Raw genomic sequence first — 25,716 nt, 5'->3', positions numbered from 1 at the left:
TCATACGAGCTGGACTAAAGCCTTATTCTAAGGCACTAGCCCCCGCTACGATTTCTGTAATTTCTTGTGTAATCGCCGCCTGTCTGGCACGGTTATACTGGATTGTCAAATCATTGATAACTTTCTTGGCATTATCAGTCGCCGTTTGCATGGCTGTCATACCAGCGGCATTTTCAGCTGTCTTGGCATCGATAATAGCCCCGTAAATCATACTTTCAGCATACTGAGGCAACAATTGCTCCAAAATTTCTTCTCGACTTGTTTCCAACTCAAATGTCAAGCTATACTCCTCATCTGCTTCATTTGGATCGAGGTCAACAATCGGAAGCATTTGCTCCACACGCATTTGGCTGGTAAGCGTATTGACGTGGTGATTATAGCAAACATAAAGTTCATCAAAGAGTTCATTTTGGTACATCTCAATCGTTTTTGAAATAATTTTACGAACTTCATCAAAACTTGGTTGGTCGGCCAAGCCCCGCAATTCATAGATTGGTTGAATGCCACGAGCCTTAAAGAAATCAGCCCCCATACCACCAATACAGATAACTTCAAAGTCATCACCATTTGGATGATATTCTTCTTTCAGCTCCATCACAGCTTTAAGGATGGAAGCATTATAACCTCCAACCAAGCCACGGTCTGAAGTAATAACGATATAGCCTGTTTTCTTAACTGGACGACTAATGAGCATTGGATTGGTAGAGCCACCAGATCCGTTACCATGTAGAATATCCGTCAAAAGCTTACGAACCTTCTGAGCATAAACTTGAAAATTGCGTGCTGCTTCTTCAGAGCGACCTAACTTGGCAGCCGATACCATTTGCATGGCATTAGTGATTTGACTAGTATTTTTTGTTGAGGCGATTTTTGTTTTAATATCATTTAGAGATACTGCCATCTGACACCTCTATTCTTATTGGAAGCTGGATTGATTGAGAAACTCTGTAATCGCAGCATCCAAGACTGCTTCTTCTGGCAAGTCTTTTGTTTCACGAATGGTTTCCAAAATCTCTGGATGTTGTGCATCAAAGAAGGCATGGAACTCTTCCTCAAAACGAACAATGTCATTTACAGGAACTGTATCCAAGAATCCGTGTGTCAAAGCATACAGGATCGTCACTTGTTTCTCAACAGGCAAAGGCTTGTGAACAGGTTGTTTCAATACTTCTACCGTACGACGACCACGATTCAACTTAGCTTGAGTAGCCGCATCCAAGTCCGAACCGAACTTAGTGAAGGCTTCTAACTCACGGTATGAAGCAAGGTCGATACGAAGAGTACCAGCAACCTTCTTCATGGCTTTAATCTGAGCAGAACCACCTACACGAGATACAGATGAACCCGCATCAATAGCTGGGCGAATACCTGCGTTAAAGAGTCCATCTCCAAGGAAGATTTGTCCGTCAGTGATAGAAATCACGTTGGTTGCGATATAGGCAGAGATATCTCCTGCTTGCGTCTCAATAAATGGTAGGGCTGTGATTGATCCACCACCAAGCTCGTCAGAAACTTTGGCTGAGCGCTCAAGCAAACGGCTGTGAAGGTAGAAGACATCCCCTGGGAAGGCCTCACGACCTGGTGGACGACGGAGCAAGAGAGAAAGTTCACGATAAGCTACCGCTTGTTTAGATAGGTCATCATAAACGATCAAAACATGCTTGCCTTGGTACATGAATTCTTCTGCCATAGCGACCCCTGCATATGGAGCAAGGAAGAGTAATGGAGAAGGTTGTGAAGCTGAGGCTGTCACAACGATTGTGTAATCCAAGGCACCGTACTGACGAAGTGTTTCTACTTGTGTACGAACTGTTGATTCTTTTTGTCCAATCGCTACATAGATACATATCATATCTTGCCCTTTTTGGTTCAAGATGGTATCGATTGCAATGGTTGTTTTCCCTGTCTGACGGTCACCAATGATCAGCTCACGCTGACCACGACCAATCGGTACAAGGGCGTCAATAGCTTTCAAACCTGTTTGCAATGGTTCTGATACAGACTTACGCTCCATAACACCAGGAGCTGGTGCTTCTACTGGACGAGTCTTGTCAGTATGGATTTCTCCGAGACCATCAACGGGACGACCAAGTGGATCCACAACACGTCCAATCAAGTTATCACCGACAGGAACTTCCATGATTTTACCCGTGCGACGGATAGTGTCTCCTTCACGGATATCCGTGAAGTCACCGAGAATGATGATCCCAACGTCTGTTGATTCCAAGTTTTGCGCCATACCATAAGAGCCGTTTTCAAAAATCAAGAGCTCTCCACTCATGGCATTTTCAAGGCCGTGGGCACGCGCAATACCGTCCCCGATATAGGTTACAACACCAGTTTCAGTCACATCAAAAATGGGTTTGAAATTTTCAATTTGTTGCTTAATTAAAGCGCTGATTTCTTGTGCGTTAATTGCCAAAAGAACACCACTTTCTATTTCAAATTTTCTTTAACAACACGAAGTTGCTGTTTAATACTCACATCAATTGTCTTGTGATTGGCAAAAATGACAAAACCACCAATGAGACTTTCATCGATTTGTTCTTTGATAGTCCGAACTTTCAGAGACATTTTTTTCTCAATCAAAGGAAGCAATCGCGCCTTCTGGTCATCTGTTAATGGATGAGCGGAGGCAATCGTTACTTCAAATCGATTCGTTTCTTTTTCAAGTCGACTCAAACAATCTACAATTACTTCATAAAATAAATTTGCTCTGTGATTGTATAGCAGCACCTGAAAAAAGTTTTGCATTAATGGTGACACTGAGTCTTGGAAGAAACGAACGGTTTTTTCCTTATCCGACTCACCTACTGCCACTTGACCTAAAAAAGAAGGCAAGTCTGTTTCTTCTGCGACTTGCTTGATTTGAGCTAAGTCAGAAAAGATACGGTCTTCTTCTCCCTTTTCAATCACCAATTGGACAAAAGGCATGCTGTATTTTTCAATTACCTTTACTGTCTTTTTGTCCATTAAGCTTCTCCTAGCTGATCGATGTACTGATCAATGAGTTCTTTATGGGCTTGTCCGTCAAGGTTTTGTGAGATGATTTTACCAGCGAGACTAATCGTCAAATCTGCTACCTCACCCTTAACGCTTTGTAAAGCTTCCGCTTTATTTTGAGCAATTTCTTGGTTAGCTTTTTCTTTCAAGCGTCCTGCTTCCAGTTTCGCCTCAGCCAAGATGTCAGCTCTACTTTTCTCAGCTGTTTCCTTTGCATTCTCGATAATTGTCTTAGCTTCCGAACGGCTACCTGCCAACTCAGCTTCACGTTTGCTAGCGAGTTCTTCGGCCTTCTTACGGGCAGCTTCTGCTCCGTCAATATCTGAAGAAATTTTTTCAGCACGTTCATCTAAAATATTGGTAAGATTTCCCCAGGCATATTTTTTCACTAAAAAAATTAATAAAAGGAAGGAACCAGCGATAAGAATAAAGTCACCAATAATGGTACTAATAGTTAAATCCATCTTCTAATCCTCCTCTACTTACTCTTCCCCAGCATTTATCTTCTTACCAATGTACATCGATGACAACATGGTAAAGACATAGGCTTGAATACATGAAATGAAAATCGAAAAGGCTGTCCATAACATGTTTGCGATAAAGGCAAAAGGATACCAATACAAAGCATTTTGTGACAAGGCTAATAGCAATCCAGCTAAGACCTCACCGGCAAAAATATTTCCGTAGATCCGAATCGCCAAGGAAGCAAAATTGGTGAACTCTTCTAAAATGTTCATCGGAGTCATAAAGCCAGGTGTAACAAATGCTCTCAAATATTCTTTAACGCCTCTACGACGAACTCCTTCTACATGGGCGATCAAAGTGATCAAGAATGATAGGGATAAATCGTATCCAAGGTTGGCTGTTGGGGAAGTCCACAAGTTATAACCGTTTGTTGTTTGTACTTTTGCCATTAAGCCGATATTATTGGCAACCAAGATAAACAGAAATAGAGAAAACAGAAATAAGGAATAATCCTTGATGTATGATTCTCCAATGTTTGGTTTGGTAAAACCAATCACAAAGTCGTAAATCATCTCAAGAGCATTTTGTTTGCCCTTTGGACGGATGGTCATTTTACGACTTGCCCAGTAGACAAAGGCAAAAACCATCAAAACAGTTACAAGAGACATGGCAAGCAGGGTCAAATCAAAGGATATTGGTCCAATATTAACGGTTGGATTCAAACTTTCTTCCATGGTTTGACACCTCCATTTCTAAATAGAGTTGTCTATTTAATGACAAATGACATCGCCAAGGTTACAAAGAATGTTCCTTCGATAAAGGCAATCCCCATGATCATCAAACTACGCAATTGTGGGATGATGTCTGGTTGGCGTGCTGCAGACTTGAACAAACCGTTCATCAAAAATCCTTCTGCAAGGGATACACCCATACAGGCAAGACATAGACCGAAAAATGTTAAATTCATGATGAATTCTCCTTTTTATTTAAATTTACTTCCTTAGTTTAGTCCTAAAATTTGTTTTTGTCAACTTTTTACTAACATTGAAAGCGTTTCATATGATTTATTTCTATTTTTGCTGTTTTTACCCCATTCTATAGAAAGTTTTTCCATTTTAGATTGCGAATTTTTCTTGATTTTACTCTATTTTCTGAAACAAACTGAAAAATCCAAGTTAAGAACTTGGATCGATTCATTTTATTTAAAATAGTAGGAATAGTGTTGTTTACAACCTGGATTAAATGGTGCACTGCAGTAAGGACAAGCCATCTGTTTTTGGTATTCTTGGAAAGTCATTGTCCTCTTACAACCCCCACATAAGATTGGTCGATCCTCAAAAAGCGCCAAGGGATAGGGAGAAAAAACATGTGTCTCCATAGTATTGTGACACTGATAGCATGCGTAGTATTTTTTGCATTCATAACATTGGAGTGAAACAATATCCTTTTCACTATGATAATGAACACATCTGCTTTCATCATCTACCAATAAACCTTGAGCTTGTATCATTCCCTTTTCCTTATCTAGGCACGAACTGTAACACTTGTCCCGTCTTCCTTATAGAGGTTGATGAGCCCTTCCTTGAGAGCGCGGACCATATCCCCTGCTTGAACAGGTTGTGGAACCTTGATTGTCAAGAGTTCCATTGGATTTGGAGCACGGTCTATTTTATTGCCCTTGGCATCATGAAGATCTTCGATATAAGTTTCAAAATGTCGGAAACCTGGTCCGTAAAACTCAACTTGGTCTCCTTCATTGATAACATTCCGTTGACGAATGGTTGCCGTTTGAGTCGCATCATCATACGAAACCACTTCAGCGACAAACTTGTATTCAGGAATTTTACGACGAGCGCCAAACAACTGTTCGTTTTCAGACGGTGTACCGTAGTAGAAACCTGTTGCCAATTCACGTTGGGCAACCTTCCACATCTCGTCTACCAAGTCCTGTTTGATGGCTTCAAATTTCTCGGGACTTTCGAGATAAGCATCTACAGCCGCCTTGTAACAGTTGGTCACAGTTGAAACATAGTGGATCGACTTCATACGACCTTCAATCTTGAGACTGTCTACACCGTTTTCGATCATATCTGGAATATGGTCAATCATGGACATGTCAACGGCTGACATCGAAAATTCTTCTGGAATTTCACCTTTCAGACTCTTACGTTCTTGACCAAAAGGCATGTCATAAAGATCGTATTTCCAACGACAAGACTGAGAACAGCCCCCACGGTTGGCATCACGCATACTCATGTGGTTTGATAACGTACAGCGACCTGAGTAAGAAATACACATGGCTCCATGGACAAAGGCTTCAATTTCTACATCAGTACGTTTGCGAATCTCTGCCAATTCTTCCATTGAAACTTCACGGGCCAAAACCACGCGAGTTAGACCAAGTTCTTTCCAGAACTCTAAAGTTTCATAGTTGGTCGCACTAGCTTGGGTTGAAAGGTGGATTTCAAGACCTGGTGCTTCGGTTGCTGCAATCATAATCAAGGCTGGATCTGACACGATAACTGCGGCAATCCCGATGTCACGCAACTTACGGAACCATTCTCCAGCACCAGCTTCGTTTCCTTCGTGCATAACCATGTTAGCAGCCACATAGACCTTGGCACCGTACTTAGCAGCAAACTGCACGCCTTCTTCCATCTGTTCAAAGGTAAAGTTTCCTGCACGGCTACGAAGACCATAGGCCTGTCCACCGATGAAGACTGCGTCCGCACCATATTGAACAGCTACTTTCAGCTTCTCTAAAGTCCCTGCAGGTGATAAAACCTCAGGACGTTTTAATGTTTTTGTCATTTCTTCTCCTATTTGCAATATAAAAGTTTGACGTTTTTCCTTCTCATTTTATAGTAAATAAGCAATAAAATCAAGCCTAGACAGATTGTTTTGACAATTCTAATCTTTTAAGAAAACAAAAAACTAGCCTTTCTAGACTAGTTATTTTCAAGATAAAATTCAAAGCGTTCGCCCACGTATTGACTCTTTACATACTCGAAAGCCGTCCCATCTTCAAGATAAGAGACCTGAGTCAAGGCTAAAATGGCATGCCCTTTTTCAACTTCTAGATAGTGAGCAATTTTTTCCTTAGCCAATCTCGCATAAATGGTCTGTTGGGATTTGCCAATCCGATAGCCATGTTGCTGCAAGGTATGGAAGAAATGACTGGTGATTTCTTCTTTTTTGAAATCCTTAATAAATTTCTCAGGAATAGATGCGACTTCATAGACTAGTGGAACTTGGTCAGCGTAACGCACCCGTTCCATGCGGATAATATTCTCTGTCGGAGCAATCCCTAGATTAGCGACCTCTTGCTCATTTGGAATGGTTCTTCTGTAAGAAATGAGTTGACTAGAAGGAACTTTCCCCTGAGATTTGACAATCTCCGTAAAACTGGTTGTACCCCGCATTTTTTCTTGGACACGAGTGCTAGAGACAAAGGTTCCACTTCCTACACGACGCTCCAAAACTCCTTCCTCAACCAAGAGAGAGATAGCCTGACGTAATGTCATCCGGCTAACTTGAAACTGTTCCGCTAAATCTCGCTCACTTGGAAGTCTCTCTCCGATTTTCCAATGATGCTCATCTATATCCTTCTTGATCTGATCGTGGATTTTCATATAAGCTGGTAACATGATTCTCACTTCTTTTCTTTATTTTCTCCATTGTACCGTATTTGCTAAGAAAAAGTCAAACTTTGCCTTGTTTAGTTGGTAATTCGCCCCTATTTGTGATAGAATATTGAAAAAGATATTTCTTTTGAGAAAGGAAAAAGATGAGCAACATTTCAACTGACTTGCAAGATGTCGAAAAAATCATCGTGCTGGACTATGGTAGCCAATACAACCAGCTGATTTCACGTCGTATTCGTGAAATTGGTGTTTTTTCAGAGTTAAAAAGTCATAAAATCTCAGCCGCAGAGGTTCGTGCGATTAACCCTGTAGGGATCATCCTCTCTGGTGGACCAAACTCTGTATACGAAGATGGTTCATTTGATATTGACCCAGAAATTTTTGAACTTGGCATTCCAATTTTAGGAATATGCTATGGTATGCAACTTTTAACTCATAAACTTGGAGGAAAAGTTGTCCCTGCAGGTGATGCTGGTAACCGAGAGTATGGCCAATCACCACTTACCCATACCACTTCTGCCCTCTTTGAAGGGACTCCTGAAGAACAGATTGTTTTGATGAGCCATGGCGATGCTGTTACAGAGATTCCAGCTGATTTTGTTCGTACTGGAACTTCTGCTGACTGTCCTTATGCAGCTATTGAAAACCCTGACAAGCACATCTATGGTATCCAATTCCACCCAGAAGTTCGCCATTCTGTATACGGGAATGATATCCTTCGCAACTTTGCCCTTAACATCTGTCAGGCTAAAGGCGACTGGTCAATGGACAACTTCATCGATATGCAGATCAAAAAAATCCGTGAAACTGTAGGTGACAAGCGTGTTCTTCTCGGCCTATCAGGTGGTGTTGACTCTTCTGTTGTTGGCGTTCTTCTCCAGAAAGCAATCGGCGATCAATTGATCTGTATCTTTGTAGACCACGGTCTTCTCCGTAAGGGAGAGGCTGACCAAGTTATGGACATGCTTGGTGGTAAGTTTGGTTTGAATATCGTTAAAGCAGACGCTGCTAAACGATTCCTTGATAAACTTGCAGGTGTTTCTGATCCTGAGCAAAAACGTAAAATCATCGGAAACGAGTTTGTTTATGTCTTTGATGACGAAGCTAGTAAGCTAAAAGATGTAAAATTCCTTGCTCAGGGAACGCTTTACACTGACGTGATTGAGTCTGGTACAGATACTGCTCAAACCATCAAATCACACCACAATGTTGGTGGTCTTCCAGAAGACATGCAGTTTGAATTGATTGAGCCATTGAACACTCTTTATAAAGACGAAGTCCGTGCCCTCGGTACAGAGCTTGGTATGCCAGACCACATCGTATGGCGCCAACCATTCCCAGGACCAGGACTCGCTATCCGTGTCATGGGTGAAATCACTGAGGAAAAACTAGAAACTGTTCGTGAGTCTGATGCTATCCTACGTGAAGAAATCGCTAAAGCTGGTCTTGATCGTGATATTTGGCAATACTTCACTGTCAACACAGGCGTTCGTTCAGTCGGTGTTATGGGTGATGGTCGTACTTACGACTACACCATCGCCATTCGTGCGATCACTTCTATCGATGGTATGACAGCTGACTTTGCCAAGATTCCTTGGGAAGTCCTTCAAAAGATTTCAGTACGTATCGTAAATGAAGTGGACCACGTTAACCGTATCGTCTACGATATTACAAGTAAACCACCCGCAACCGTGGAGTGGGAATAGAATTTTCTATAAAATAATAAATAATACTGCTGGAGCATGGACTACAGTAGTATTATTTTTTATAATTTCAATATTAAGAAAATTTCTCGACTCTCAACTCCGCTTTTTAAATCCCTAAAACCATGCTATAATATAGTAAGCATAGATCCAATAACCTAATGATAAAGATTTCTTACATCATCCGTAAGTGTTATTCTACTCTGATTCATATTATAATGAAATTAACAAAAGATGGAGGTGTCTCACATGGAAACAATTTTACGAGTAGAATCATTAAAAAAGCATTATGGAAAAGATCCGAATATCACCAAAGCCTTGAACGGTATATCTTTTCAAGTTGTCAAAGGTGAATTCTTAGGGATTATGGGGAGCAGTGGTTCTGGGAAAACAACCCTTCTTAACTGTCTCGCTACTATCATCAAACCAACTGACGGCTCCATTCAAATGCAAGAAAAAGATTTAGGTCAGTTAAAAGGGAACCAGTTAGCTGATTATCGTGGCAAGGAAATTGGTTACCTCTTTCAAAATTTTGAGCTTTTGGACAATCTGACAGCCAAAGAAAATATTTTACTCCCCTTGTCTTTGCACAAGGTCGATGCCAACGAAAGCAAGGTTCGATTAGAATTGCTCTCCCAATATCTAGATATTTCTGAACTCCTGGATAAGTTCCCTTCTCAATTATCAGGTGGTCAACGGCAAAGGGTAGCTGCTGCGCGTGCTTTGATTTTAGACCCTAAGATTGTATTTGCAGATGAGCCCACAGGAGCTTTGGATTCAAAAAATGCGACCATTTTGATGCAAAAATTAGCTGAAATGAATCAAGTGGAAGAAACCACCATTCTCATGGTGACACACGATTCAGTCGCAGCCAGCTTTTGCAACCGCATCTTGTTCATCCAAGACGGAAAACTATTCCATGAAATCCGACGCGATTATCCAAGAGAAAGTCAGGAAGATTTTTACCACAGAATACTAAAGGTCATGGCAGCCCTAGCTGGAGGTGATGGCAATGTTTTCTAAATTAGTCTCAAGAAATAGCAAGAGAGATCGAAAAAATAATGGCTTGTACTTCAGTTCCATGGTTCTTTCTATTATCTCCTTTTACATCATCCTTTCTTTGTCACATCAAGATGTGATGATCTTTCTAAAACAAATAGAAAGTGACGCTGTAAATAAACTCTTTAGCATGATTCCGATTCTTTACGTAGCAACGCTCTTTATTCTCTTTTTTCTAGTCTACTTCGCAAGCAGTATGCAGATGGAAAGAAGAAAACATGAATTTGGTGTGTATCTCACATTAGGCATGCGAAGAACCAAACTGTTCTTGCTACTCCTCCTTGAGGATTTGAGAAACAGTGTCCTTGCCCTTGGAGTAGGTCTTCCAATTTCAATCTTGATTTCAGAACTAATCAGCCTAATAACCGCTAAAATTGTGGGACTAGGAATTATTGAGCATCAATTTTCTCTATCTACTACAGCTCTACTCTATACAGTCATCGGCTTCCTAGCCGTAAAATTAGCTGTTTTTGTTCTTTTAAGTGCAAAAACAGCCAATAAGGAAATCGGAAACCTGCTCGCCTATTCACCCTCTGGAATGAAGAAACTACTCCCCAAGGGTGTGTACCTTCTTGCTTCCGTCCTAGGGATTTTACTTCTTGGAACAGCCTATTACATGGGTATGAGTGGACGAGCTTGGGAGAGTGTCATAACCATGGGCATCACTGTTTTCTTGGGGACTCTAGGAACTATCCTCCTCTTCTTTGGTATGCGTTTATTTATAGACTTCTTGGTTAAGCTTGGAAGCAATCGAAAACTTCATGCCTATAATTTTAGACAGATTCAGGAATTAGTTATCCAGCGCTCAACTATACTGGCCATCTGCTCCCTCTTAATCTTCTCTGCCTTGTGCCTCTTTGGAGCAGGTGTTGCTATTTCAAGTGGCAATTTAGGCAATCAAACCCACGTATTGGATTATACATTTAGAAATAGCAAGCAGGATACAGATGAAAATCTTGATGTGAATACAGTTAAAAAAGAGCTTGAAGCTGCTGGACTAGCATCACAGTTTTCAAAGATTCTGCAAATTAAAGTAGGCAAACCGAAAGAACACGAGTCCGTGTCCTTCGAAGAGATCATCAAGGAGTTGAAAAAGCAAAAAGGCAGCAAGAACATGGAAATTTTGCTCCAAAGATTTAAACAGTCTACTACTTCCCACCTCATACCAGTTTCCGAATACAATGAACTTAGAAAGGCTGCCAATCTCCCTCCTCTAGAATTAACTAGCAAGGAAGCCTACTTGTATATGGGGAAAGATTTTCTCCCGGATGAGAATCTCGTCAACTCTGTTCTGAAGACGAAGCCTCAAATCAAAGTCATGGGAAATGATGTAAAATTGATTGGAGAGGTGGAGTCTTTACCGATTGTAACGGATCGTGAAATCACCCTCTCTGTTGCCCTCATAGTCCCAGATGAAGTCTTTATGAACTATACAGACGGTCACTACTCGAACTATGTCAGCGGTATCTTGGCTCCTGAGCTGGTCAAAGAAAAAGGTCTGATGAGAGCTATCTCAGATACCAATGAAAAGCTAAATCAAGCCTCTCTTGGCTATGAAAGCTATATACAAAATATGGGAAGACAACTATTTTACATTATCTCTGCCAGCTATATCACTATCTATCTGGCTATCATCTTCCTTGTTGTGGCAAATACAATCATTGGCGTTCAATTTTTGATGGGACAAAGACAATCCTACAGACGATACCAAACCTTAATCCATCTCGGAGCCAACTACGAAACTCTTTGTAAATCGTCAGAAAAGCAAATCAATTGGTATTTCGGTCTGCCAATAGCCCTTGCACTTATCAGTAGTAGCTTCGGAGTGGGCTCCCTCCTCACAGGAATAGTACCAGCCAGTGCAAGAATGGTCATGGGGCAAAAATTTATCACAGCCATGCTGATAGTACTGCTCTTAGCAGGCTTTGAAGTCATCTATATCAGAATTGTAAAGAAAAATAGCAACAAGTACTTGTTGTCCTTAATGGAACCCAAAAGAGATGAATAAGGTAGAGTAAAATAGGAAAAGGAGGAACCGATATGAAGCATATTCTGGTTATTGAAGATGAAGCCTTGATTCGAGATGAAATTGTCATTTTGTTAGAGAAAGCGGGTTATCAAGTTGATAAGTTGACTGACTTCAAAGATACAAGCCAGCAAGTGCTACAATACGATACGGATCTAATCATACTGGATTTGAATTTGCCAGGAGAAACAGGTTTTCAAATTTGTAAAAATCTCAAGTCCAAACGCTCTGTGCCCATACTGGTTCTCACCTCCCGTGAACAACTAAAAGATGAGATTTACGCCCTAAAATTAGGGGCAGACGAGTATTTAACAAAGCCTTTCAAGAAAGAAAGATTTTTGGCTCGTATAGAAAATATCTTGAAACGCTATGAAGGTAGACAAAATTTGCTTGAAAAAGATAATTTCCTGCTGGATAGAAATACCTATACCCTTTATATCAATGGACATTCGATTTTACTCCCTCAAAATCAAGGGAAATTGTTAGAAACCTTATTAGTGGCAACTGATTCTGTCGTCACAAAAGAAGAACTAAGCATGAAACTGTGGAATACAACTGAGTTCATCGATGAAAATGCTCTTCAAGTAAATATTGCAAGGCTCAAAAAGGTGATGAAACAGGCTGGTATTGACCTTCAAGTCAAGTCCGTCAGAGGTATTGGTTACAAGCTAGAAGAGGTAAGTCCAGATGAAATATAATCTAAAATATCTAGCTACTTATCTGCCTTGGTTACTTGTTCTTTTAGTATTTGATCTATTTACAGCTGTCCTGCTTTGGCTTTCAGATGTGAGAATGTTTCAAGCCCTCATCCTTCTCTATATTTTAGCCACCGTCCTGCTCTTTTTCATCCTATCATTCCTACTGATAAGAAAAGAAAGAAAAAAATCCGCTGCCTATAAAGCCTTCATAGCCAATCCTAAGATCGATACTGAGCTTGAATTATTGCATTTATCAAGTGCCTCAGAGAAAGAAAGCATTGAAAAAATGGCAGATACACTTTATCAAAAGCAGGCTGAAATAGGAAAACTCAACTCATTACTAGCCGAGTACGAGGACTATGTTGAAAAATGGGCGCATGAGATTAAACTCCCTCTATCGCTTCTTTCCCTCCTTTTGGACAACCAAAGTGACCAGTTGCCTAAGGATACAGCTTTTAAGTTGGACTATGTGAAAAATCAAATCCAAGGAAATGTATCACAAATCCTATTCTACTACAGGGTGAAAAGTGAGAAAAATGATTTTCTATTTGAAGACCTTGATCTAGAAGAATGTATCCAAGATCTCTTGGAAAACTTTGATCCCTTACTCAAAGAAAAGAATTTTACGATTCAGCTAGAAAATATACAAGGAACTTGCTACACTGATCAACGCAGTTTTGAATTTATCCTCTCCCAAATCCTCGCCAACGCCCTTAAATACAGCTCTGACAAGCCCAAACTCAGCATTTCTATGTCAAAAGACAAGGGACGCACAAGTCTGATTATTAGGGATAATGGCTGCGGAGTTAAAGCTTGCGACCTCCCTCATATCTTTGAAAAAGGCTTTACAGGAGACTCGGGAGATACCAGGAAAAAATCAACAGGCATGGGCCTCTATCTGGTCAAACAATTAGCAGATGCTTTAAAAATCGACATCACAGTAAAATCCGAATGGATGCAAGGATTTGAAATTACTCTTTCTATTTAGTAATTTTTCGATTAGGAAGTAATTACCTAATCATAGAAATTACATTTTTTATATAAAAAAGGAAAGCACTTCTGCTTCCCTTTTTATTTGCGTTTTTTCTTGGCCTTTTTCATTTTGTTAGCCATGCGTTTCATAGACTGTTTCATGGCAAATTCACCAATTTTACCTTTAAGTCCGCCACCGAACATCTGGCTCATATCTGACATTCCTGCTCCTCCGAGAGCTGACATATCAGGCATACCACCTTGTCCCATCATGCCTTCAAGGGCAGACATATCCATTCCGCCCATATTTGGCATATTTTTAGGGAGGTTATTTGAATTAATGCCCATCTGCTTCATCATCTTGTTCATATCTCCAGACATGACACCTTGCATAAGCTGTTTGGCCTGGTTAAAGTCCTTGATGAATTTATTCACTTCGATAAAAGTATTTCCAGATCCAGCAGCGATACGACGACGACGGCTTGGATTTAACAAATCAGGATTTTCACGTTCTTCAGGTGTCATGGAAGACACGATGGCACGTTTACGCGCAATCTGGCGCTCATCCACCTTCATATTTTGAAGGGCTGGATTGTTAGCCATACCTGGGATCATCTTGAGCAAGTCTTCCATTGGTCCCATGTTTTGCACCTGATCCAACTGATCGATGAAATCATTGAAATCAAAGGTATTTTCACGCATCTTCTCAGCCATTTCAAGGGCTTTTTGCTCATCGTATTCTTGAGAAGCTTTCTCAATAAGAGTAAGCATATCCCCCATGCCGAGGATACGGCTTGACATACGGTCTGGGTGGAAGGTTTCAATATCTGTAATCTTTTCACCTGTACCAGTGAACTTGATTGGTTTACCAGTGATATGACGAACCGATAGGGCCGCACCTCCACGTGTATCCCCATCAATCTTGGTAAGGATAACCCCAGTCACTTCTAACTGAGCATTAAACTCACGGGCAACATTGGCCGCTTCTTGACCAATCATAGCATCAACGACGAGCAGAATTTCGTTTGGTTGAGCCAATGCTTTCACGTCACGAAGCTCATTCATGAGGAGCTCATCAATTTGCAAACGACCTGCCGTATCAATCAAGACATAGTCGTTGTGATTGGCTTGCGCTTGCTCCAAACCTTGACGAACAATCTCAACCGCTGGAACTTCTGTTCCTAGAGCGAAAACAGGCACATCTATCTGCTGTCCAAGTGTTTTCAACTGATCAATGGCAGCTGGACGATAGATATCCGCCGCAATCATCAAAGGACGAGCATTTTCTTCCTTCTTGAGTTTGTTGGCTAGCTTACCAGCAAAGGTTGTTTTACCAGCCCCTTGCAAACCGACCATCATGATAATCGTAGGAATCTTAGGTGACTTGATAATTTCTGCCGTATCAGAACCTAAAACAGCTGTCAGTTCCTCGTCAACGATTTTGATAATCTGTTGCGCAGGATTAAGGGTATCAATGACCTCGTGTCCGACTGCACGTTCACGAACTTTCTTGATAAAGTCTTTTACAACAGGCAAGGCAACGTCGGCTTCAAGCAAGGCCAAACGAATTTCTTTGGTTGCTTCTTGGACATCCGCTTCAGAGATTTTTCCTTTTTTACGTAGATTTTTAAAGACGTTCTGTAAACGTTCTGTTAAACTTTCAAATGCCATTTTTTTCTCCTATTTACTCAATTCAGTGGAAATCGTCCGAAATGTTGCAAACACTCAAGTTCTTCGGGTGTGATTTCTTTCATGATTTCATTTGGATATCCCCAACAGCTAAAACCTATTTTCATAGCTTTGGAGATATCATTGGGCGAGATAATCTGTAGTCGAGTAGGAAATGGTTCCTCTGCGGCTAATAGTTTGCAAGGTAATCCTTGATAAATAACTAGACTGCCCATGATTACTCCCGATTGTCAATACTTGTTAAAATTTCTATCTGCTCCTGCAGAAAATCATCCTTGGGATACTGCTCCAAGATCTGGTCAAAAATCTGACTGCGGACAATGTAGTCTGAGTACATGTGTAATTTCATCTCATAGTCTTCCAAAATCTTTTCTGTCCGCTTGATATTGTCGTAAACAGCTTGACGACTAACACCGAACTCTTCAGCAATCTCAGCAAGACTGTAATCATCTGCATAGTAGAGTTCAATATAATTCATCTGCTTATCTGTCAAAAGCGCAGCATAAAATTCAAAAAGCGCATTCATTCGATTGGTTTTTTCGATTTCCATAACTTTTATTATACCAAAAAATCTATCATATCGCTATACTAGAACGCCTTCTAAAATAATTCGAACACAAAAAAAAGAACCCTGCAAAGCAAGATTCTTTTAGTGTCTGACTTAAATAATTGTTCTTCTGGGAACTAAATCGAATTAAGCTTCGATTTCTGTAACCATACCTGAACCAACAGTACGTCCACCCTCACGGATAGAGAATGTAGTACCTTGTTCTACGGCGATTGGGTGGATCAACTCAACGTCGATAGTCACATTATCACCAGGCATTACCATTTCAGTACCTGCTGGAAGTTCGATTGAACCTGTAACGTCAGTAGTACGGAAGTAGAATTGTGGACGGTAGTTGTTGAAGAATGGAGTGTGACGTCCACCTTCTTCTTTAGTAAGGATGTAGACTTCACCTTTGAATTTAGTGTGTGGGTTGATTGAACCTGGTTTAGCGATAACTTGTCCACGTTCGATTTCGTCACGTTGAACACCACGAAGAAGGACACCTACGTTATCTCCGGCAAGACCTTCGTCAAGTTGTTTACGGAACATTTCAACACCAGTAACAACTGCTTTTTGAGTTTCTTCTTTGATACCAACGATTTCGATTTCGTCGTTGACACGAACAGTACCACGGTCGATACGTCCTGAAGCAACTGTACCACGTCCAGTGATTGAGAATACGTCTTCGACTGGAAGAAGCAATGGTTTTTCAGTGTCACGTTCTGGTTCTGGGATGTACTCATCAACAGTGTTCATCAATTCCATGATGATGTCTTCGTATTTAGAGTCACCTTCAAGAGCTTTAAGAGCTGAACCTTGGATAACTGGAAGATCGTCACCTGGGAAGTCGTATTCTGACAAGAGGTCACGGATTTCCATTTCAACCAATTCAAGCAATTCTTCGTCGTCTACCAAGTCGATTTTGTTCATGAAGACGATAAGGTGTTTAACACCAACCTGACGTGAAAGAAGGATGTGCTCACGAGTTTGTGGCATTGGTCCGTCAGTTGAAGCTACTACAAGGATAGCTCCGTCCATTTGAGCGGCACCAGTGATCATGTTTTTAACGTAGTCCGCGTGTCCTGGAGCGTCGATGTGAGCGTAGTGACGTTTTTCAGTTTCGTACTCAACGTGCGCAGTGTTGATAGTGATACCGCGTTCGCGTTCTTCTGGAGCAGCATCGATAGACGCATAGTCTTTAGGTTGGTTAACTGCTGAAGGCAAGCGACGTGCCAAAACAGTTGTGATAGCTGCAGTTAGGGTAGTTTTACCGTGGTCAACGTGTCCGATAGTACCAATGTTAACGTGTGGTTTACTACGATCGTATTTTTCTTTTGCCATTTGAGTAAAAGCCTCCAATAAAATATATTTTATAGATAGACAGTAGGCAATACAGTCTAACTTTCCTTACTATTTTATCAAATTTCAGCTAAATTGCAAGTGTTTTACACACATTTTGTGAATTATTCTAAATCTCATAATTTCCCATTCTTTTCCAACAGAATCATTTAAAACACTTTTGACCAGTCTAACCTCAAGTCTTTTTATCAAAAAAATCAGGTCTCCCTGATTTTTAGATTGATTCTGATTTTCCCAGTTCTTTTTCTTTGGCTTCTTTATGATTTTCATATAATTTCGCCAAGAACTTAGTAATTTCTTTTAGGATAGAATAGGTTGGCACTGCTACAATCATTCCGATAACGCCATAAATATTGCTAGAAAGTAAGAGAAGAACCAGAATGGTGATTGGATGAACCTTCATAACCCCTCCGACGATACGAGGATAAAGGATATTCCCATCCACTTGTTGGATAATCAGCATATAAATTACTGCAATGAGAACTCTGTGCGGATCAGTAAAGACATTGGCAATAATCATGGGAATCAGACCGATACTTGGTCCAACATAAGGAATCAGATTTGCCAAACCAGAAAAAATAGCAAAGACTAGAGCATATTTCAACCCTATCGTACTGTATCCAATATAGGCCAAACATCCGATAATAACAGCATCAATCGCAATTCCACTGATATAACGTGCGACAGTGGCGTTCAAATTCTTCAAGAGACTGGAGAAGTTTAATTTATCATGTTTTAGGACTGTTCGTTCCAACATTGGAAGGAACTTATGACCATCAAGCAAGAAATAAATCAAAAAGACTGGTGTCATAATGAGAATCAAAACTGTACTAAACAAGGCTGAAAGAACGCTACCTAAACTATTGCTCACACTATTGAGAATGTTTTGCAAAATATCAACGTAAGATAAATTCAACTGTTGAATGGTTTTTTGAATATCAATATTTTGAAAGATTGGATTCATTGATAAATCATATATCAAATCTTGCAAGCGGCTATAGATATTCTGGCTAGAAATAATCAAGCTTGTCAACTGATTAATCAAAATCGGTAGCAAGTAGACTACCCCTACTACTATTGTACCAATCAAGGCACAAAGAGTGATAAGCACACCTATCAAACGATTGACTTTACATTTCTTTTCTAAAAATGTTACGATGGGATTTGTCAGGTAATAGAAAAATCCTCCGAGCAAAAATGGAATCATAATGGTATTAGCTACCATCACAAAAGGTGTGACAATCGCTCCCATCTCTCTCCAAAGGTAGAAAATAAGAGTTAATAGTAAAATTTCAGCTGTCCAAAAAAATAACTTGTTTCTACGGAACATAGGCGCCTCCTTCTTTCTATTTTACCATAATTCTTCAAAAAGATAAGATGGCTTTACTATAAAAACGAGAATATTTTTTCGCTTTGTGATAGAATAAAACTACTATGAAGAAAATAATTTTATCCTTACTAACTCTTATCATTTTTGGCACAGCCATTCCTACTGTATCTGCGCAAGATTTTGATGTTGCTGCTAAACATGCCATTGCTGTCGAGGCTACAACTGGAAAAATCCTCTACGAGAAAGATGCAAATCAGCCTGTAGAAATTGCTTCTATTACGAAACTGGTTACAGTTTATTTGGTTTATGAAGCTCTGGAACAAGGAACCATCAGTCTATCTACACCCGTTGATATTTCGGACTATCCTTACAAGCTTACAACTAATTCTGAAGCGAGTAACGTCCCTATGGAGGCTCGAAATTATACTGTTGAACAACTATTAGAGGCTACAATGGTATCCAGTGCAAACAGTGCTGCGATTGCGCTAGCAGAAAAGATTGCTGGTTCTGAGAAAGACTTTGTAGACAAGATGAGGGCAAAACTTCTTGAATGGGGAATCCAAGATGCAACTATTGTAAACACTACTGGTTTAAATAATGAGACCCTAGGCGATAACATCTATCCTGGTTCTAAAAAAGACGATGAAAACAAGTTGAGTGCCTACGACGTTGCAATAGTCGCTCGTAACCTCATCCGAGATTATCCTCAAGTTTTGGAAATCACCAAAAAGCCAACTTCTACCTTTGCAGGACTTGAAATCCACTCAACCAACTATATGTTGGAAGGAATGCCTGCTTATCGTGGTGGTATTGATGGACTAAAGACAGGTACTACTGACAAAGCTGGTGCTTCTTTCGTTGGAACAACTGTTGAGAAAGGGATGCGTATCATTACGGTTGTTTTAAATGCAGATCAACAAGATACCAACCCTTATGCACGTTTTACCGCAACTTCTGCACTTTTAGATTATATTTCTGCAAACTTTGCCTTAAAAACTGTCGTCCAGAAAGGTGAAGCATACAAAGATAGTAAAGTGACAGTTCTTGACGGGAAAGAAGATAGCGTTGCAGCCGTTGCTAAGTCAGACATTTCCATCGTCCAACGCATCGGAAGCGGTACTACACCTGCTCTCCAATTCACACCAAAATCAACATCAGAAATAGCTCCACTGGAAGAAGGCAAGGTTGTCGGTACCCTAACCTATGATGATCAGGATTTGATCGGCCAAGGCTATCTCACTTCCGACAAACCATCTTTTGAAATGGTTTCTGAAAAGAAAGTAGAAAAAGCCTTCTTTTTGAAGGTTTGGTGGAATCAATTTATCCGCTTTATCAATGAAAAACTATAAAAAATCGCGAACAATCGCGATTTTTTCTTTATTTTATTTCATTTCTTTAAATGCTGCTTCTGCATCAGCATTGCTAATAGCACCAAATTGGATTTTTCCGATTTTTCCTTGGCTGTCAATCAAGTATTCCGTTGGAATACTACGAATTTGGTAGGCTTGGAAGGTAGTTGCCTTGGTATCATATAGAACTGGGATATCCTTGTAGCCTTGTTCTTGGTACCATTTTGGAAAGTCTTGAACTGTTTTTTCACCTTGTAGTCCTGGTGCAATGACACTCAAGATTTCAAAATCTCGATCTTGTTTTGCAGCTAATTCCATCAACTCTGGCATACTCTTTCGACAAGGACCACACCAAGAGGCCCAGAATTTCAAATAGACCTTTTTCCCTTTATAGTCTGATAACTTGACTTCTTTGCCATCCATAGACTGCAAGGTAAAGTCTGGCGCATCCTTACCGACTGCGATTTGTTGTACAGCAGGTTGTTTTGGACTGCTTGTCTGTTTGGTTTCTTTTTCACCACAGGCAATCAACAAGAATAGAGACATGAGGCTCAATCCAGCAAAAATAATCTTTTTCATCTTTTTCTCCTTTTATCCAAGAATTCCTGACAAGGCATTTAACTGCCCTAGCATTAATAATAAACCCATCAAAATAATCAAGGCTCCCCCGATTTTCTTTAGTAGGATCATATGGGGTTTTAGTTTACTAAAATAGGGCATGATCCAGCCCGAAGCCAAGGCCAAAACAAGGAAAGGAAGGGCCATTCCCAATGTGTATACTAATGTTAACACGGCTCCTTGCCAAGCACCATTGCCACCTGAAGCTGCTAGGGCCAAGACTGAGCTTAAAACGGGTCCGATACAAGGGGTCCAACCAAAACTAAAGGTTATCCCAAGTAAAAAGGCTGACAGATAGTGATTAGACTTTGATTGTTTGAAGGTGACTGTCTTTTGAACCTCCAGTTTATTGAAATGCAAGATTTCCATCTGGTGAAGCCCTAAAAGAATAATGACTATGCCCATAGCATAACGAAACCAGTCTGCATAGAGCATGTGCCCTAGGAATCCAGCTCCAAATCCTAAAATAAAGAAAATGAGGGAGATTCCTGCAATAAAGCACAAGGTCCGAATTAAGCCCGACCATGCAACGTCTCTTCCAAAAAAGCGAAAACTTTTCGAATTTCCCTGATTATCCAGTAAAATACCAGCATAGACAGGTAGCAAAGGGAAGATGCAGGGTGAAAAGAAGGACAGGATACCTGCTAAAAAAACGGATACTAGAAATATAATTGACTCCAACAAATTACCTACTCTCATAAAATTCTAATCTTATTTTACTACAAAAGAAAAAATTTGTGACAACTTTGCTACGCTTATTTATTTTGACTAAATTTGACACAAAAAAAGGAGCTAAGCTCCCTTCAGATTGAAGACAAATTCCTTAGACTACAAATTTCTAAGGGCTTTTCTTTGTGTAAGGTCGTATAATAGATGTAAGAAAAATTGTGAGGTATTTCCTATGTTTCACAAAGAAAATCTAGAATATAACCGCAATCAAGTTGGCTTTTACACGCTAGATGAACTCGTTCCGCAAGCCCATTTTCTTCGTCAGGTTGAGCAAGTGATCGATTTTTTCTTCATCTATGACTTAGTCGCAGATACTTATTCTGAAGATAAAGGTCGTCCTAGTTTAGACCCTGTTATGCTGGTTAAAATCCCTCTCATCCAATGTTTCTACGGTATCCGTTCCATGCTCTTGGTAGCTTTCCACTTGTGCCAGCAAGTCTGCCACTTCTGATAAATCTCTCGTTTTTAACTCTCTGATGGACTGGGTAAAGGTGTATCTCTCACCCAAAGCCCTAAAATCAATCACTGTTTTTCTATGCATATCTTAAGTATAGCACAAAAAAGCCGACCTAGAACAGCTAAATCCAGCTTTGTTTACTGATTTCCATAACGAAAAATCTTATCTAAGTTGCTTTTTTCTACTTTTGGCAATTTTCCATCAGATAGCACCCCTTCTTCTTGTAAATACTGGTCTTATTTGGAGCACTTTGTGCAAGAAGTCAACAAAAAAACAGGGAGAGTCTTGGTTGCTATACCCTCACTCTCTCTGTCTTTTACTGTTCAGAAATTAAAAATTGATTTGAAGCTTTAATGATATTTACCGTTTCCTTGACATCTAAATCATCCGTGAATAGAAAATGATGTTTCTCACTATTTTTAGCTAGAAACTCTTTTCTCGCTTGGATTGATAAATCGCCTGTTCTCTCAATTTCTTTTCGAGAAGAGTCCCTATCTTTCAAGGTTTCTTCTTGAGCCATTAGGACACAATATTTTAGCTTAATTCGTTTTTCTTTTAAGAAGGCTGCAATTTTCTTCAGTTGCTCTTCAAATATGACATACTCTATCACAACAGTGATGCCACGATCCAAGAAATTATTGGTCAGACTGATGATATTATCACAGAATAAATCCATGTAAAATCCATCATCCTCCCAAGGAGCTACGAGACCTCCTTTAATCATTAAGTAAATCATGTCGCCCTCTATCACTGCACTTTTGTCAAAAGAATAGGCCAACTCTTTGCTGACAGTGCTCTTTCCAACGCCTGGGGGCCCTGAAACGATATAAACACAATTTTCCAACCTTTTACCTCTACATACTTGAAATATCTCTAACTTACGATAACTTTCAGCCCACTTATGACTTTCTTATGAAGTCTTGTGGATACTGCGCACGCGCACCACCAATTAATTTTGGACGACTAGCTAGAGCCGTTACATGGGCATGCCCAATTTCTCTCAAAAGAGGACGAATCGGAACCTGAACATGCTTGACATGCATGCCAATCGCAGTATCTCCGATATCCAATCCAGCATGAGCCTTGATAAATTCGACCTCAACTGGATCCTGCATAAACTTGAAGGCTGACAACTGACCCGAACCTCCTGCATGAAGTGTAGGAAGGACACTGACGATTTCAAGACCAAACTGCTCTGCCACCTGACGTTCAACGACGAGGGCTCGATTGACATGTTCACAACCTTGAACAGCTAGATGAATTCCTTTTTCCTCTAGGATATCTAGGATGGTTTTCACAATGATTTCCCCAATTTCTTGACTGGATTCCTTGCCAATCTGACCACCTATCACCTCACTAGAAGAAAGGCCCAAAACAAAGATAGCTCCTTGCCTCAAATTAGCCTTGTCTATTACATCTTCTACAATCTGGCTTGTTGCTCTGTGAATGTCTTTTTCCTTCATACTTGATACCTCTTTTGTCACTATCTATCATATCTTTTTTTACTGATTTTATCAAGGTCAACTAATCATTCTGATTTTTAAAAGCAAAACTCCCAGAATAGACTGGGAGTTAGCTAGTTGCTATTTTATTGAGGTATATTTCAACCGTCGTCCCTTTTTCGGGTGTAGAATTGATCTTCATCTGATAGTTTTCTCCAAAATGAAGTTTGAGTCGTTGGTCGACATTTTGAAGGCCAACTCCCCCACGTTTGAGCTGACTTTGACTACTATCGCCAGCAGCTTGGAAACCAACACCATCATCCTCAATGCGGATGACAAGCCCTGTATCCTGTTTCTGAACAGAAAGTTTAATATGGCCCTGACCTTCCTTCTCCTTAATACCATGGTAAAGAGCATTTTCTACAAGAGGTTGCAACACCAACTTGGGTAAGACTAGGTTACCAAAAGCAGGTTCTTCATCAATCTCATACTCCAGCTTATCACCATAGCGTTGTTTCTGGATAAAGAGGTACTGGCGGACATGATTGATTTCATCAGAAAGAGAAATCAAATCCTTTCCTTGATTGAGCGCCAAGCGGAAATAGGTTGCCAAAGACTTGGTTACCTGAACCACTCGCTGACTATCCTGAAACTCAGCCATCCAGATGATAGTGTCCAAAGTATTATAGAGGAAATGGGGGTTAATCTGGCTCGACAGTGCTTGAAGTTCATACTGCCGGGTTGCTTCTTCCTGCCTGCGCACATCTGCCATCAGCTGATCAATCTGATCCAACATAGCATTAAACTGGCGAGTCACTTCTCTCAGTTCATAGGCGCCAGCTTCCTTAGCACGAAGATTTTGTGTACCAGAAGCAATTTCCAGCATGGTTTCTCTCAGATCCTTCAAAGGGGCAATCCAGCGTTTGAGACTGAACCACACCAAGCAGAGACAGGCAAGAAGGGATAAGGCACTAGCACCAAGCAAGGTCCACATGAGTTGACTCCGAACCTGGTCTAACTTCTCCAACGAAGACACGCCTATAACCGTCCAATCAGTTCCTGCAATCTGTTCCTGACTGACGTAGGATTGGTGATCCAGCGTATAGCCCTGCCCCGTCTCAATGAAGGGTTTCATGGCCTCCATTTCACTCGCTGAGCTATAAACTGTGTGTTTCGGATGGTAGACAAATTCATGGTTTTCATTGATGATAAAGGCAAAACCCTGCTGGCCCAACTGGAGTTGGTTGAGATAGGCTTCCAGAGTTTCATAGGAAATATCCAATCGAAGCACACCAAGATTGGCCCCTTTTGCATCAACAAGTTCTTGAGTGACAGAAATAACCCATTGACTATCCGATTTACGAGCTGGTGTCAAAACTGGTTTAGCTCCCTGATGAATGGCCTTTTGGTACCAATCCTCGGCCATCATATCTGAGGAAGTTTTCATCTGCACACTGTCATCTGTAGAAATGACCTGACCGGATTTGGTGACCAGTACCACCGTTTTCAGGTCCTGGTCTGCCTTTAAGATAGTCAAAAACAGATCTCGGATTCCCTTGACCTGGTCTTGGTTAGGATTCTCAGCATAGGCCAAGACATCCTTCTGCTGGGTCAAACTGGTCGAGGTGGTTTCTAATTTTTTGATATAAGACTGAATAAAGTGACTAGTTTGGCTAATGGTCGTTTGGCTATTGCCCTCAATAGTGGCCTCAATAGCTGATGAACTAGATTGATAATAGAAAGTCCCAACCACAGCTAGGAGAATGAGAAAGACCAGAAAGATGGAAATAACCATTCTGACTAGGAGAGAAGAACGCTTCATCGGCCTTCTCCCTTCTTAAACTGACGAGGTGTCACACCTGCAATCTGTTTAAAGCGTTGGGTAAAGTAGTTCATATCTTCAAAACCAACCTTCTCTGCGATCTCATAAATCTTTAAATCTGTGGTCAGAAGCAAGAGCTTGGCTTGTTTGACACGTTCTCTCACCAGGTAATCCTGAAAAGGCAGACCCAACTCTTTCTTAATCAAGGAGCTCAGATAAGTCGGACTAAAGCCCAATTCACTAGCTAAAGACTTTAAACTAAACTGACTGTCAGCCAGATGGGACTGGATTTTCTGAGCAATATTTCCCTCAAACTTATCGGTTAATAAATCTTGTAACTGCTCTTCTTTTTCTTCCTTGTCTAGTTTTTGCTTGATTTTCCCTAACATTTCCTCAATATCCTGACGAGAAAAGGGTTTGAGCAGATAGTCATCGACACCTAGTTTGACAGCAGACAAGGCATAATCAAAATCATCGTAACCCGTTAAAAATACCAGATGCACCTGGGGATAGGTTTCTCGGACCAGCCTGGCCAACTGGATGCCATTTAGCTGAGGCATATTGATATCGGTTAAAATGATGTCTGGTACCTGCTTTTGAATCAAGTTCCAAGCCTGTCTTCCATTTTCAGCCTGACCGATGATTTCCATATCGTAGGCCGCTACATTAACCAGCTTGGTCAATCCTTGTCTTACCAGATACTCATCTTCTACGATTAAGATTGTGTAGGTCATGCTCTGCTCCTTTACCACTTACTAGTATCAGTATAGCAAAATTCTCCTCTAACTACTTAGGAAAGAC

26 protein-coding genes and 1 pseudogene are annotated in these 25,716 nt (G+C 40.6%); 7 read left to right on the top strand and 20 right to left on the bottom strand.

The genetic code is table 11. From position 1 onward, the window contains the following. Nucleotides 1-22: 22 nt before the first annotated feature. The 9 genes from ACVBD2_RS04745 to ACVBD2_RS04705 form a co-directional block, all read right to left on the bottom strand. Entirely contained in the window at nt 23-901 is an 879-nt protein-coding gene (locus tag ACVBD2_RS04745) for a F0F1 ATP synthase subunit gamma (RefSeq protein ID WP_000301235.1), read from the bottom strand. Nucleotides 902-916: 15 nt separating this feature from the next. Next, complete coding sequence (atpA, locus tag ACVBD2_RS04740) at nt 917-2,422, bottom strand: F0F1 ATP synthase subunit alpha (protein ID WP_000996615.1); 1,506 nt, start codon at nt 2,420-2,422, stop codon at nt 917-919. A gap of 14 nt (nt 2,423-2,436) precedes the next feature. Then, nucleotides 2,437-2,973: a F0F1 ATP synthase subunit delta gene (locus ACVBD2_RS04735; protein WP_000359021.1), complete on the bottom strand. Its 537-nt coding sequence runs from the start codon at nt 2,971-2,973 to the stop codon at nt 2,437-2,439. Further along, nucleotides 2,973-3,467 (bottom strand): F0F1 ATP synthase subunit B, encoded by a 495-nt coding sequence (gene atpF, locus ACVBD2_RS04730; protein ID WP_000366311.1) that lies wholly within the window; start codon nt 3,465-3,467, stop codon nt 2,973-2,975. Before atpF ends, ACVBD2_RS04735 begins: the two co-directional genes overlap by 1 nt. Nucleotides 3,468-3,485: 18 nt before the next feature. Beyond that, nucleotides 3,486-4,202 (bottom strand): F0F1 ATP synthase subunit A, encoded by a 717-nt coding sequence (gene atpB / locus ACVBD2_RS04725; RefSeq protein WP_000392937.1) that lies wholly within the window; start codon nt 4,200-4,202, stop codon nt 3,486-3,488. A gap of 32 nt (nt 4,203-4,234) precedes the next feature. After that, nucleotides 4,235-4,435 carry a F0F1 ATP synthase subunit C gene (locus ACVBD2_RS04720; protein WP_001054551.1) on the bottom strand — a complete coding sequence of 67 codons (201 nt, stop codon included), beginning with the start codon at nt 4,433-4,435 and terminating at the stop codon, nt 4,235-4,237. 231 nt (nt 4,436-4,666) lie between these two features. Then, the gene (locus tag ACVBD2_RS04715; RefSeq protein WP_008279616.1) at nt 4,667-4,978 is read right to left on the bottom strand and encodes a CHY zinc finger protein; all 312 of its coding nucleotides are present in this window, start codon (nt 4,976-4,978) and stop codon (nt 4,667-4,669) included. 14 nt (nt 4,979-4,992) lie between these two features. Next, the gene (locus ACVBD2_RS04710; RefSeq protein ID WP_000169096.1) at nt 4,993-6,279 is read right to left on the bottom strand and encodes a peptidase U32 family protein; all 1,287 of its coding nucleotides are present in this window, start codon (nt 6,277-6,279) and stop codon (nt 4,993-4,995) included. A 137-nt stretch (nt 6,280-6,416) separates the two neighbouring features. Beyond that, nucleotides 6,417-7,115, bottom strand: coding sequence for a GntR family transcriptional regulator (locus tag ACVBD2_RS04705; protein ID WP_000936182.1), 699 nt, complete (start codon nt 7,113-7,115; stop codon nt 6,417-6,419). 140 nt (nt 7,116-7,255) lie between these two features. Here ACVBD2_RS04705 and guaA point away from each other — a divergent pair, with 140 nt between their 5' ends. The 5 genes from guaA (at nt 7,256) to ACVBD2_RS04680 (ending at nt 13,586) form a co-directional block, all read left to right on the top strand. Beyond that, nucleotides 7,256-8,818 (top strand): glutamine-hydrolyzing GMP synthase, encoded by a 1,563-nt coding sequence (gene guaA, locus ACVBD2_RS04700; RefSeq protein WP_000065697.1) that lies wholly within the window; start codon nt 7,256-7,258, stop codon nt 8,816-8,818. A gap of 246 nt (nt 8,819-9,064) precedes the next feature. Next, nucleotides 9,065-9,838 (top strand): ABC transporter ATP-binding protein, encoded by a 774-nt coding sequence (locus ACVBD2_RS04695; RefSeq protein ID WP_049479015.1) that lies wholly within the window; start codon nt 9,065-9,067, stop codon nt 9,836-9,838. Next, nucleotides 9,828-11,882: an FtsX-like permease family protein gene (locus ACVBD2_RS04690; protein WP_461686226.1), complete on the top strand. Its 2,055-nt coding sequence runs from the start codon at nt 9,828-9,830 to the stop codon at nt 11,880-11,882. Before ACVBD2_RS04695 ends, ACVBD2_RS04690 begins: the two co-directional genes overlap by 11 nt. 32 nt (nt 11,883-11,914) lie before the next feature. Then, the gene (locus ACVBD2_RS04685; protein WP_125838738.1) at nt 11,915-12,598 is read left to right on the top strand and encodes a response regulator transcription factor; all 684 of its coding nucleotides are present in this window, start codon (nt 11,915-11,917) and stop codon (nt 12,596-12,598) included. After that, nucleotides 12,588-13,586 carry a sensor histidine kinase gene (locus ACVBD2_RS04680; protein WP_125838736.1) on the top strand — a complete coding sequence of 333 codons (999 nt, stop codon included), beginning with the start codon at nt 12,588-12,590 and terminating at the stop codon, nt 13,584-13,586. Before ACVBD2_RS04685 ends, ACVBD2_RS04680 begins: the two co-directional genes overlap by 11 nt. Nucleotides 13,587-13,669: 83 nt before the next feature. Here the strand turns inward: ACVBD2_RS04680 and ffh are convergent, their stop codons facing one another. The 5 genes from ffh to ACVBD2_RS04655 all read right to left on the bottom strand — a co-directional run bounded on the left by ffh (nt 13,670) and on the right by ACVBD2_RS04655 (nt 18,498). Beyond that, a complete protein-coding gene (gene ffh, locus ACVBD2_RS04675; RefSeq protein ID WP_461686225.1) occupies nt 13,670-15,241 on the bottom strand; it encodes a signal recognition particle protein in 1,572 nt (523 codons plus the stop codon). Between the two features lie 17 nt (nt 15,242-15,258). Beyond that, nucleotides 15,259-15,474 (bottom strand): hypothetical protein, encoded by a 216-nt coding sequence (locus ACVBD2_RS04670; RefSeq protein WP_000535217.1) that lies wholly within the window; start codon nt 15,472-15,474, stop codon nt 15,259-15,261. A 2-nt stretch (nt 15,475-15,476) separates the two neighbouring features. Then, nucleotides 15,477-15,809 (bottom strand): putative DNA-binding protein, encoded by a 333-nt coding sequence (locus tag ACVBD2_RS04665; protein WP_000402061.1) that lies wholly within the window; start codon nt 15,807-15,809, stop codon nt 15,477-15,479. A 144-nt stretch (nt 15,810-15,953) separates the two neighbouring features. Beyond that, complete coding sequence (gene tuf, locus ACVBD2_RS04660; protein ID WP_001040720.1) at nt 15,954-17,150, bottom strand: elongation factor Tu; 1,197 nt, start codon at nt 17,148-17,150, stop codon at nt 15,954-15,956. A 232-nt stretch (nt 17,151-17,382) separates the two neighbouring features. Next, complete coding sequence (locus ACVBD2_RS04655; protein ID WP_125838732.1) at nt 17,383-18,498, bottom strand: AI-2E family transporter; 1,116 nt, start codon at nt 18,496-18,498, stop codon at nt 17,383-17,385. Between the two features lie 104 nt (nt 18,499-18,602). On the opposite strand from ACVBD2_RS04655, the gene pbp3 reads away from it, so the two are divergent. Continuing rightward, on the top strand, nt 18,603-19,847 hold the full coding sequence (gene pbp3 / locus ACVBD2_RS04650; RefSeq protein WP_125838730.1) for a D-alanyl-D-alanine carboxypeptidase PBP3: 1,245 nt from the start codon (nt 18,603-18,605) through the stop codon (nt 19,845-19,847). A gap of 33 nt (nt 19,848-19,880) precedes the next feature. On the opposite strand, the gene sdbB is transcribed toward pbp3, so the two are convergent. Further along, nucleotides 19,881-20,426 carry a thiol-disulfide oxidoreductase-associated lipoprotein SdbB gene (gene sdbB / locus ACVBD2_RS04645; protein ID WP_461686224.1) on the bottom strand — a complete coding sequence of 182 codons (546 nt, stop codon included), beginning with the start codon at nt 20,424-20,426 and terminating at the stop codon, nt 19,881-19,883. Nucleotides 20,427-20,438: 12 nt separating this feature from the next. Next, nucleotides 20,439-21,146, bottom strand: a complete 708-nt coding sequence (gene ccdA2 / locus ACVBD2_RS04640) for a thiol-disulfide oxidoreductase-associated membrane protein CcdA2 (RefSeq protein WP_125838726.1) — start codon at nt 21,144-21,146, stop codon at nt 20,439-20,441. 220 nt (nt 21,147-21,366) lie between these two features. Between ccdA2 and ACVBD2_RS04635 the strand changes: the two are divergent. Beyond that, nucleotides 21,367-21,600 (top strand): annotated as a pseudogene (locus ACVBD2_RS04635) (IS5/IS1182 family transposase); the annotation flags it as partial. Nucleotides 21,601-21,967: 367 nt separating this feature from the next. Here the strand turns inward: ACVBD2_RS04635 and ACVBD2_RS04630 are convergent. From ACVBD2_RS04630 to ACVBD2_RS04615, 4 genes are all read right to left on the bottom strand, one after another. After that, nucleotides 21,968-22,495, bottom strand: coding sequence for an AAA family ATPase (locus tag ACVBD2_RS04630; RefSeq protein WP_125838724.1), 528 nt, complete (start codon nt 22,493-22,495; stop codon nt 21,968-21,970). A 55-nt stretch (nt 22,496-22,550) separates the two neighbouring features. Continuing rightward, the gene (locus tag ACVBD2_RS04625; RefSeq protein ID WP_185759910.1) at nt 22,551-23,114 is read right to left on the bottom strand and encodes a TIGR01440 family protein; all 564 of its coding nucleotides are present in this window, start codon (nt 23,112-23,114) and stop codon (nt 22,551-22,553) included. 109 nt (nt 23,115-23,223) lie between these two features. Further along, nucleotides 23,224-24,915: a cache domain-containing sensor histidine kinase gene (locus tag ACVBD2_RS04620; protein WP_125838720.1), complete on the bottom strand. Its 1,692-nt coding sequence runs from the start codon at nt 24,913-24,915 to the stop codon at nt 23,224-23,226. Beyond that, nucleotides 24,912-25,649, bottom strand: coding sequence for a response regulator transcription factor (locus ACVBD2_RS04615; RefSeq protein WP_167265329.1), 738 nt, complete (start codon nt 25,647-25,649; stop codon nt 24,912-24,914). Before ACVBD2_RS04615 ends, ACVBD2_RS04620 begins: the two co-directional genes overlap by 4 nt. Nucleotides 25,650-25,716: the final 67 nt, after the last annotated feature.

This window comes from Streptococcus sp. KHUD_018 (assembly GCF_054861215.1).
This window is presented reverse-complemented; position numbering and strand designations above follow the sequence as displayed.

Excerpts from the sequence above, each read along its gene's own strand:
- ACVBD2_RS04715 (WP_008279616.1), bottom strand. The coding sequence starts at position 4,978 with ATGATACAAGCTCAAGGTTTATTGGTAGATGATGAAAGCAGATGTGTT.
- sdbB (WP_461686224.1), bottom strand. The coding sequence starts at position 20,426 with ATGAAAAAGATTATTTTTGCTGGATTGAGCCTCATGTCTCTATTCTTG.
- ACVBD2_RS04680 (WP_125838736.1), top strand. The coding sequence starts at position 12,588 with ATGAAATATAATCTAAAATATCTAGCTACTTATCTGCCTTGGTTACTT.
- ACVBD2_RS04710 (WP_000169096.1), bottom strand. The coding sequence starts at position 6,279 with ATGACAAAAACATTAAAACGTCCTGAGGTTTTATCACCTGCAGGGACT.
- tuf (WP_001040720.1), bottom strand. The coding sequence starts at position 17,150 with ATGGCAAAAGAAAAATACGATCGTAGTAAACCACACGTTAACATTGGT.
- ACVBD2_RS04615 (WP_167265329.1), bottom strand. The coding sequence starts at position 25,649 with ATGACCTACACAATCTTAATCGTAGAAGATGAGTATCTGGTAAGACAA.
- ACVBD2_RS04620 (WP_125838720.1), bottom strand. The coding sequence starts at position 24,915 with ATGAAGCGTTCTTCTCTCCTAGTCAGAATGGTTATTTCCATCTTTCTG.
- ACVBD2_RS04695 (WP_049479015.1), top strand. The coding sequence starts at position 9,065 with ATGGAAACAATTTTACGAGTAGAATCATTAAAAAAGCATTATGGAAAA.
- guaA (WP_000065697.1), top strand. The coding sequence starts at position 7,256 with ATGAGCAACATTTCAACTGACTTGCAAGATGTCGAAAAAATCATCGTG.
- ACVBD2_RS04685 (WP_125838738.1), top strand. The coding sequence starts at position 11,915 with ATGAAGCATATTCTGGTTATTGAAGATGAAGCCTTGATTCGAGATGAA.
- ACVBD2_RS04665 (WP_000402061.1), bottom strand. The coding sequence starts at position 15,809 with ATGGAAATCGAAAAAACCAATCGAATGAATGCGCTTTTTGAATTTTAT.
- ACVBD2_RS04720 (WP_001054551.1), bottom strand. The coding sequence starts at position 4,435 with ATGAATTTAACATTTTTCGGTCTATGTCTTGCCTGTATGGGTGTATCC.
- ACVBD2_RS04625 (WP_185759910.1), bottom strand. The coding sequence starts at position 23,114 with ATGAAGGAAAAAGACATTCACAGAGCAACAAGCCAGATTGTAGAAGAT.
- ACVBD2_RS04655 (WP_125838732.1), bottom strand. The coding sequence starts at position 18,498 with ATGTTCCGTAGAAACAAGTTATTTTTTTGGACAGCTGAAATTTTACTA.
- ACVBD2_RS04690 (WP_461686226.1), top strand. The coding sequence starts at position 9,828 with ATGTTTTCTAAATTAGTCTCAAGAAATAGCAAGAGAGATCGAAAAAAT.
- ACVBD2_RS04735 (WP_000359021.1), bottom strand. The coding sequence starts at position 2,973 with ATGGACAAAAAGACAGTAAAGGTAATTGAAAAATACAGCATGCCTTTT.
- atpF (WP_000366311.1), bottom strand. The coding sequence starts at position 3,467 with ATGGATTTAACTATTAGTACCATTATTGGTGACTTTATTCTTATCGCT.
- pbp3 (WP_125838730.1), top strand. The coding sequence starts at position 18,603 with ATGAAGAAAATAATTTTATCCTTACTAACTCTTATCATTTTTGGCACA.
- ACVBD2_RS04705 (WP_000936182.1), bottom strand. The coding sequence starts at position 7,115 with ATGTTACCAGCTTATATGAAAATCCACGATCAGATCAAGAAGGATATA.
- ACVBD2_RS04670 (WP_000535217.1), bottom strand. The coding sequence starts at position 15,474 with ATGGGCAGTCTAGTTATTTATCAAGGATTACCTTGCAAACTATTAGCC.
- atpB (WP_000392937.1), bottom strand. The coding sequence starts at position 4,202 with ATGGAAGAAAGTTTGAATCCAACCGTTAATATTGGACCAATATCCTTT.
- ACVBD2_RS04745 (WP_000301235.1), bottom strand. The coding sequence starts at position 901 with ATGGCAGTATCTCTAAATGATATTAAAACAAAAATCGCCTCAACAAAA.
- ffh (WP_461686225.1), bottom strand. The coding sequence starts at position 15,241 with ATGGCATTTGAAAGTTTAACAGAACGTTTACAGAACGTCTTTAAAAAT.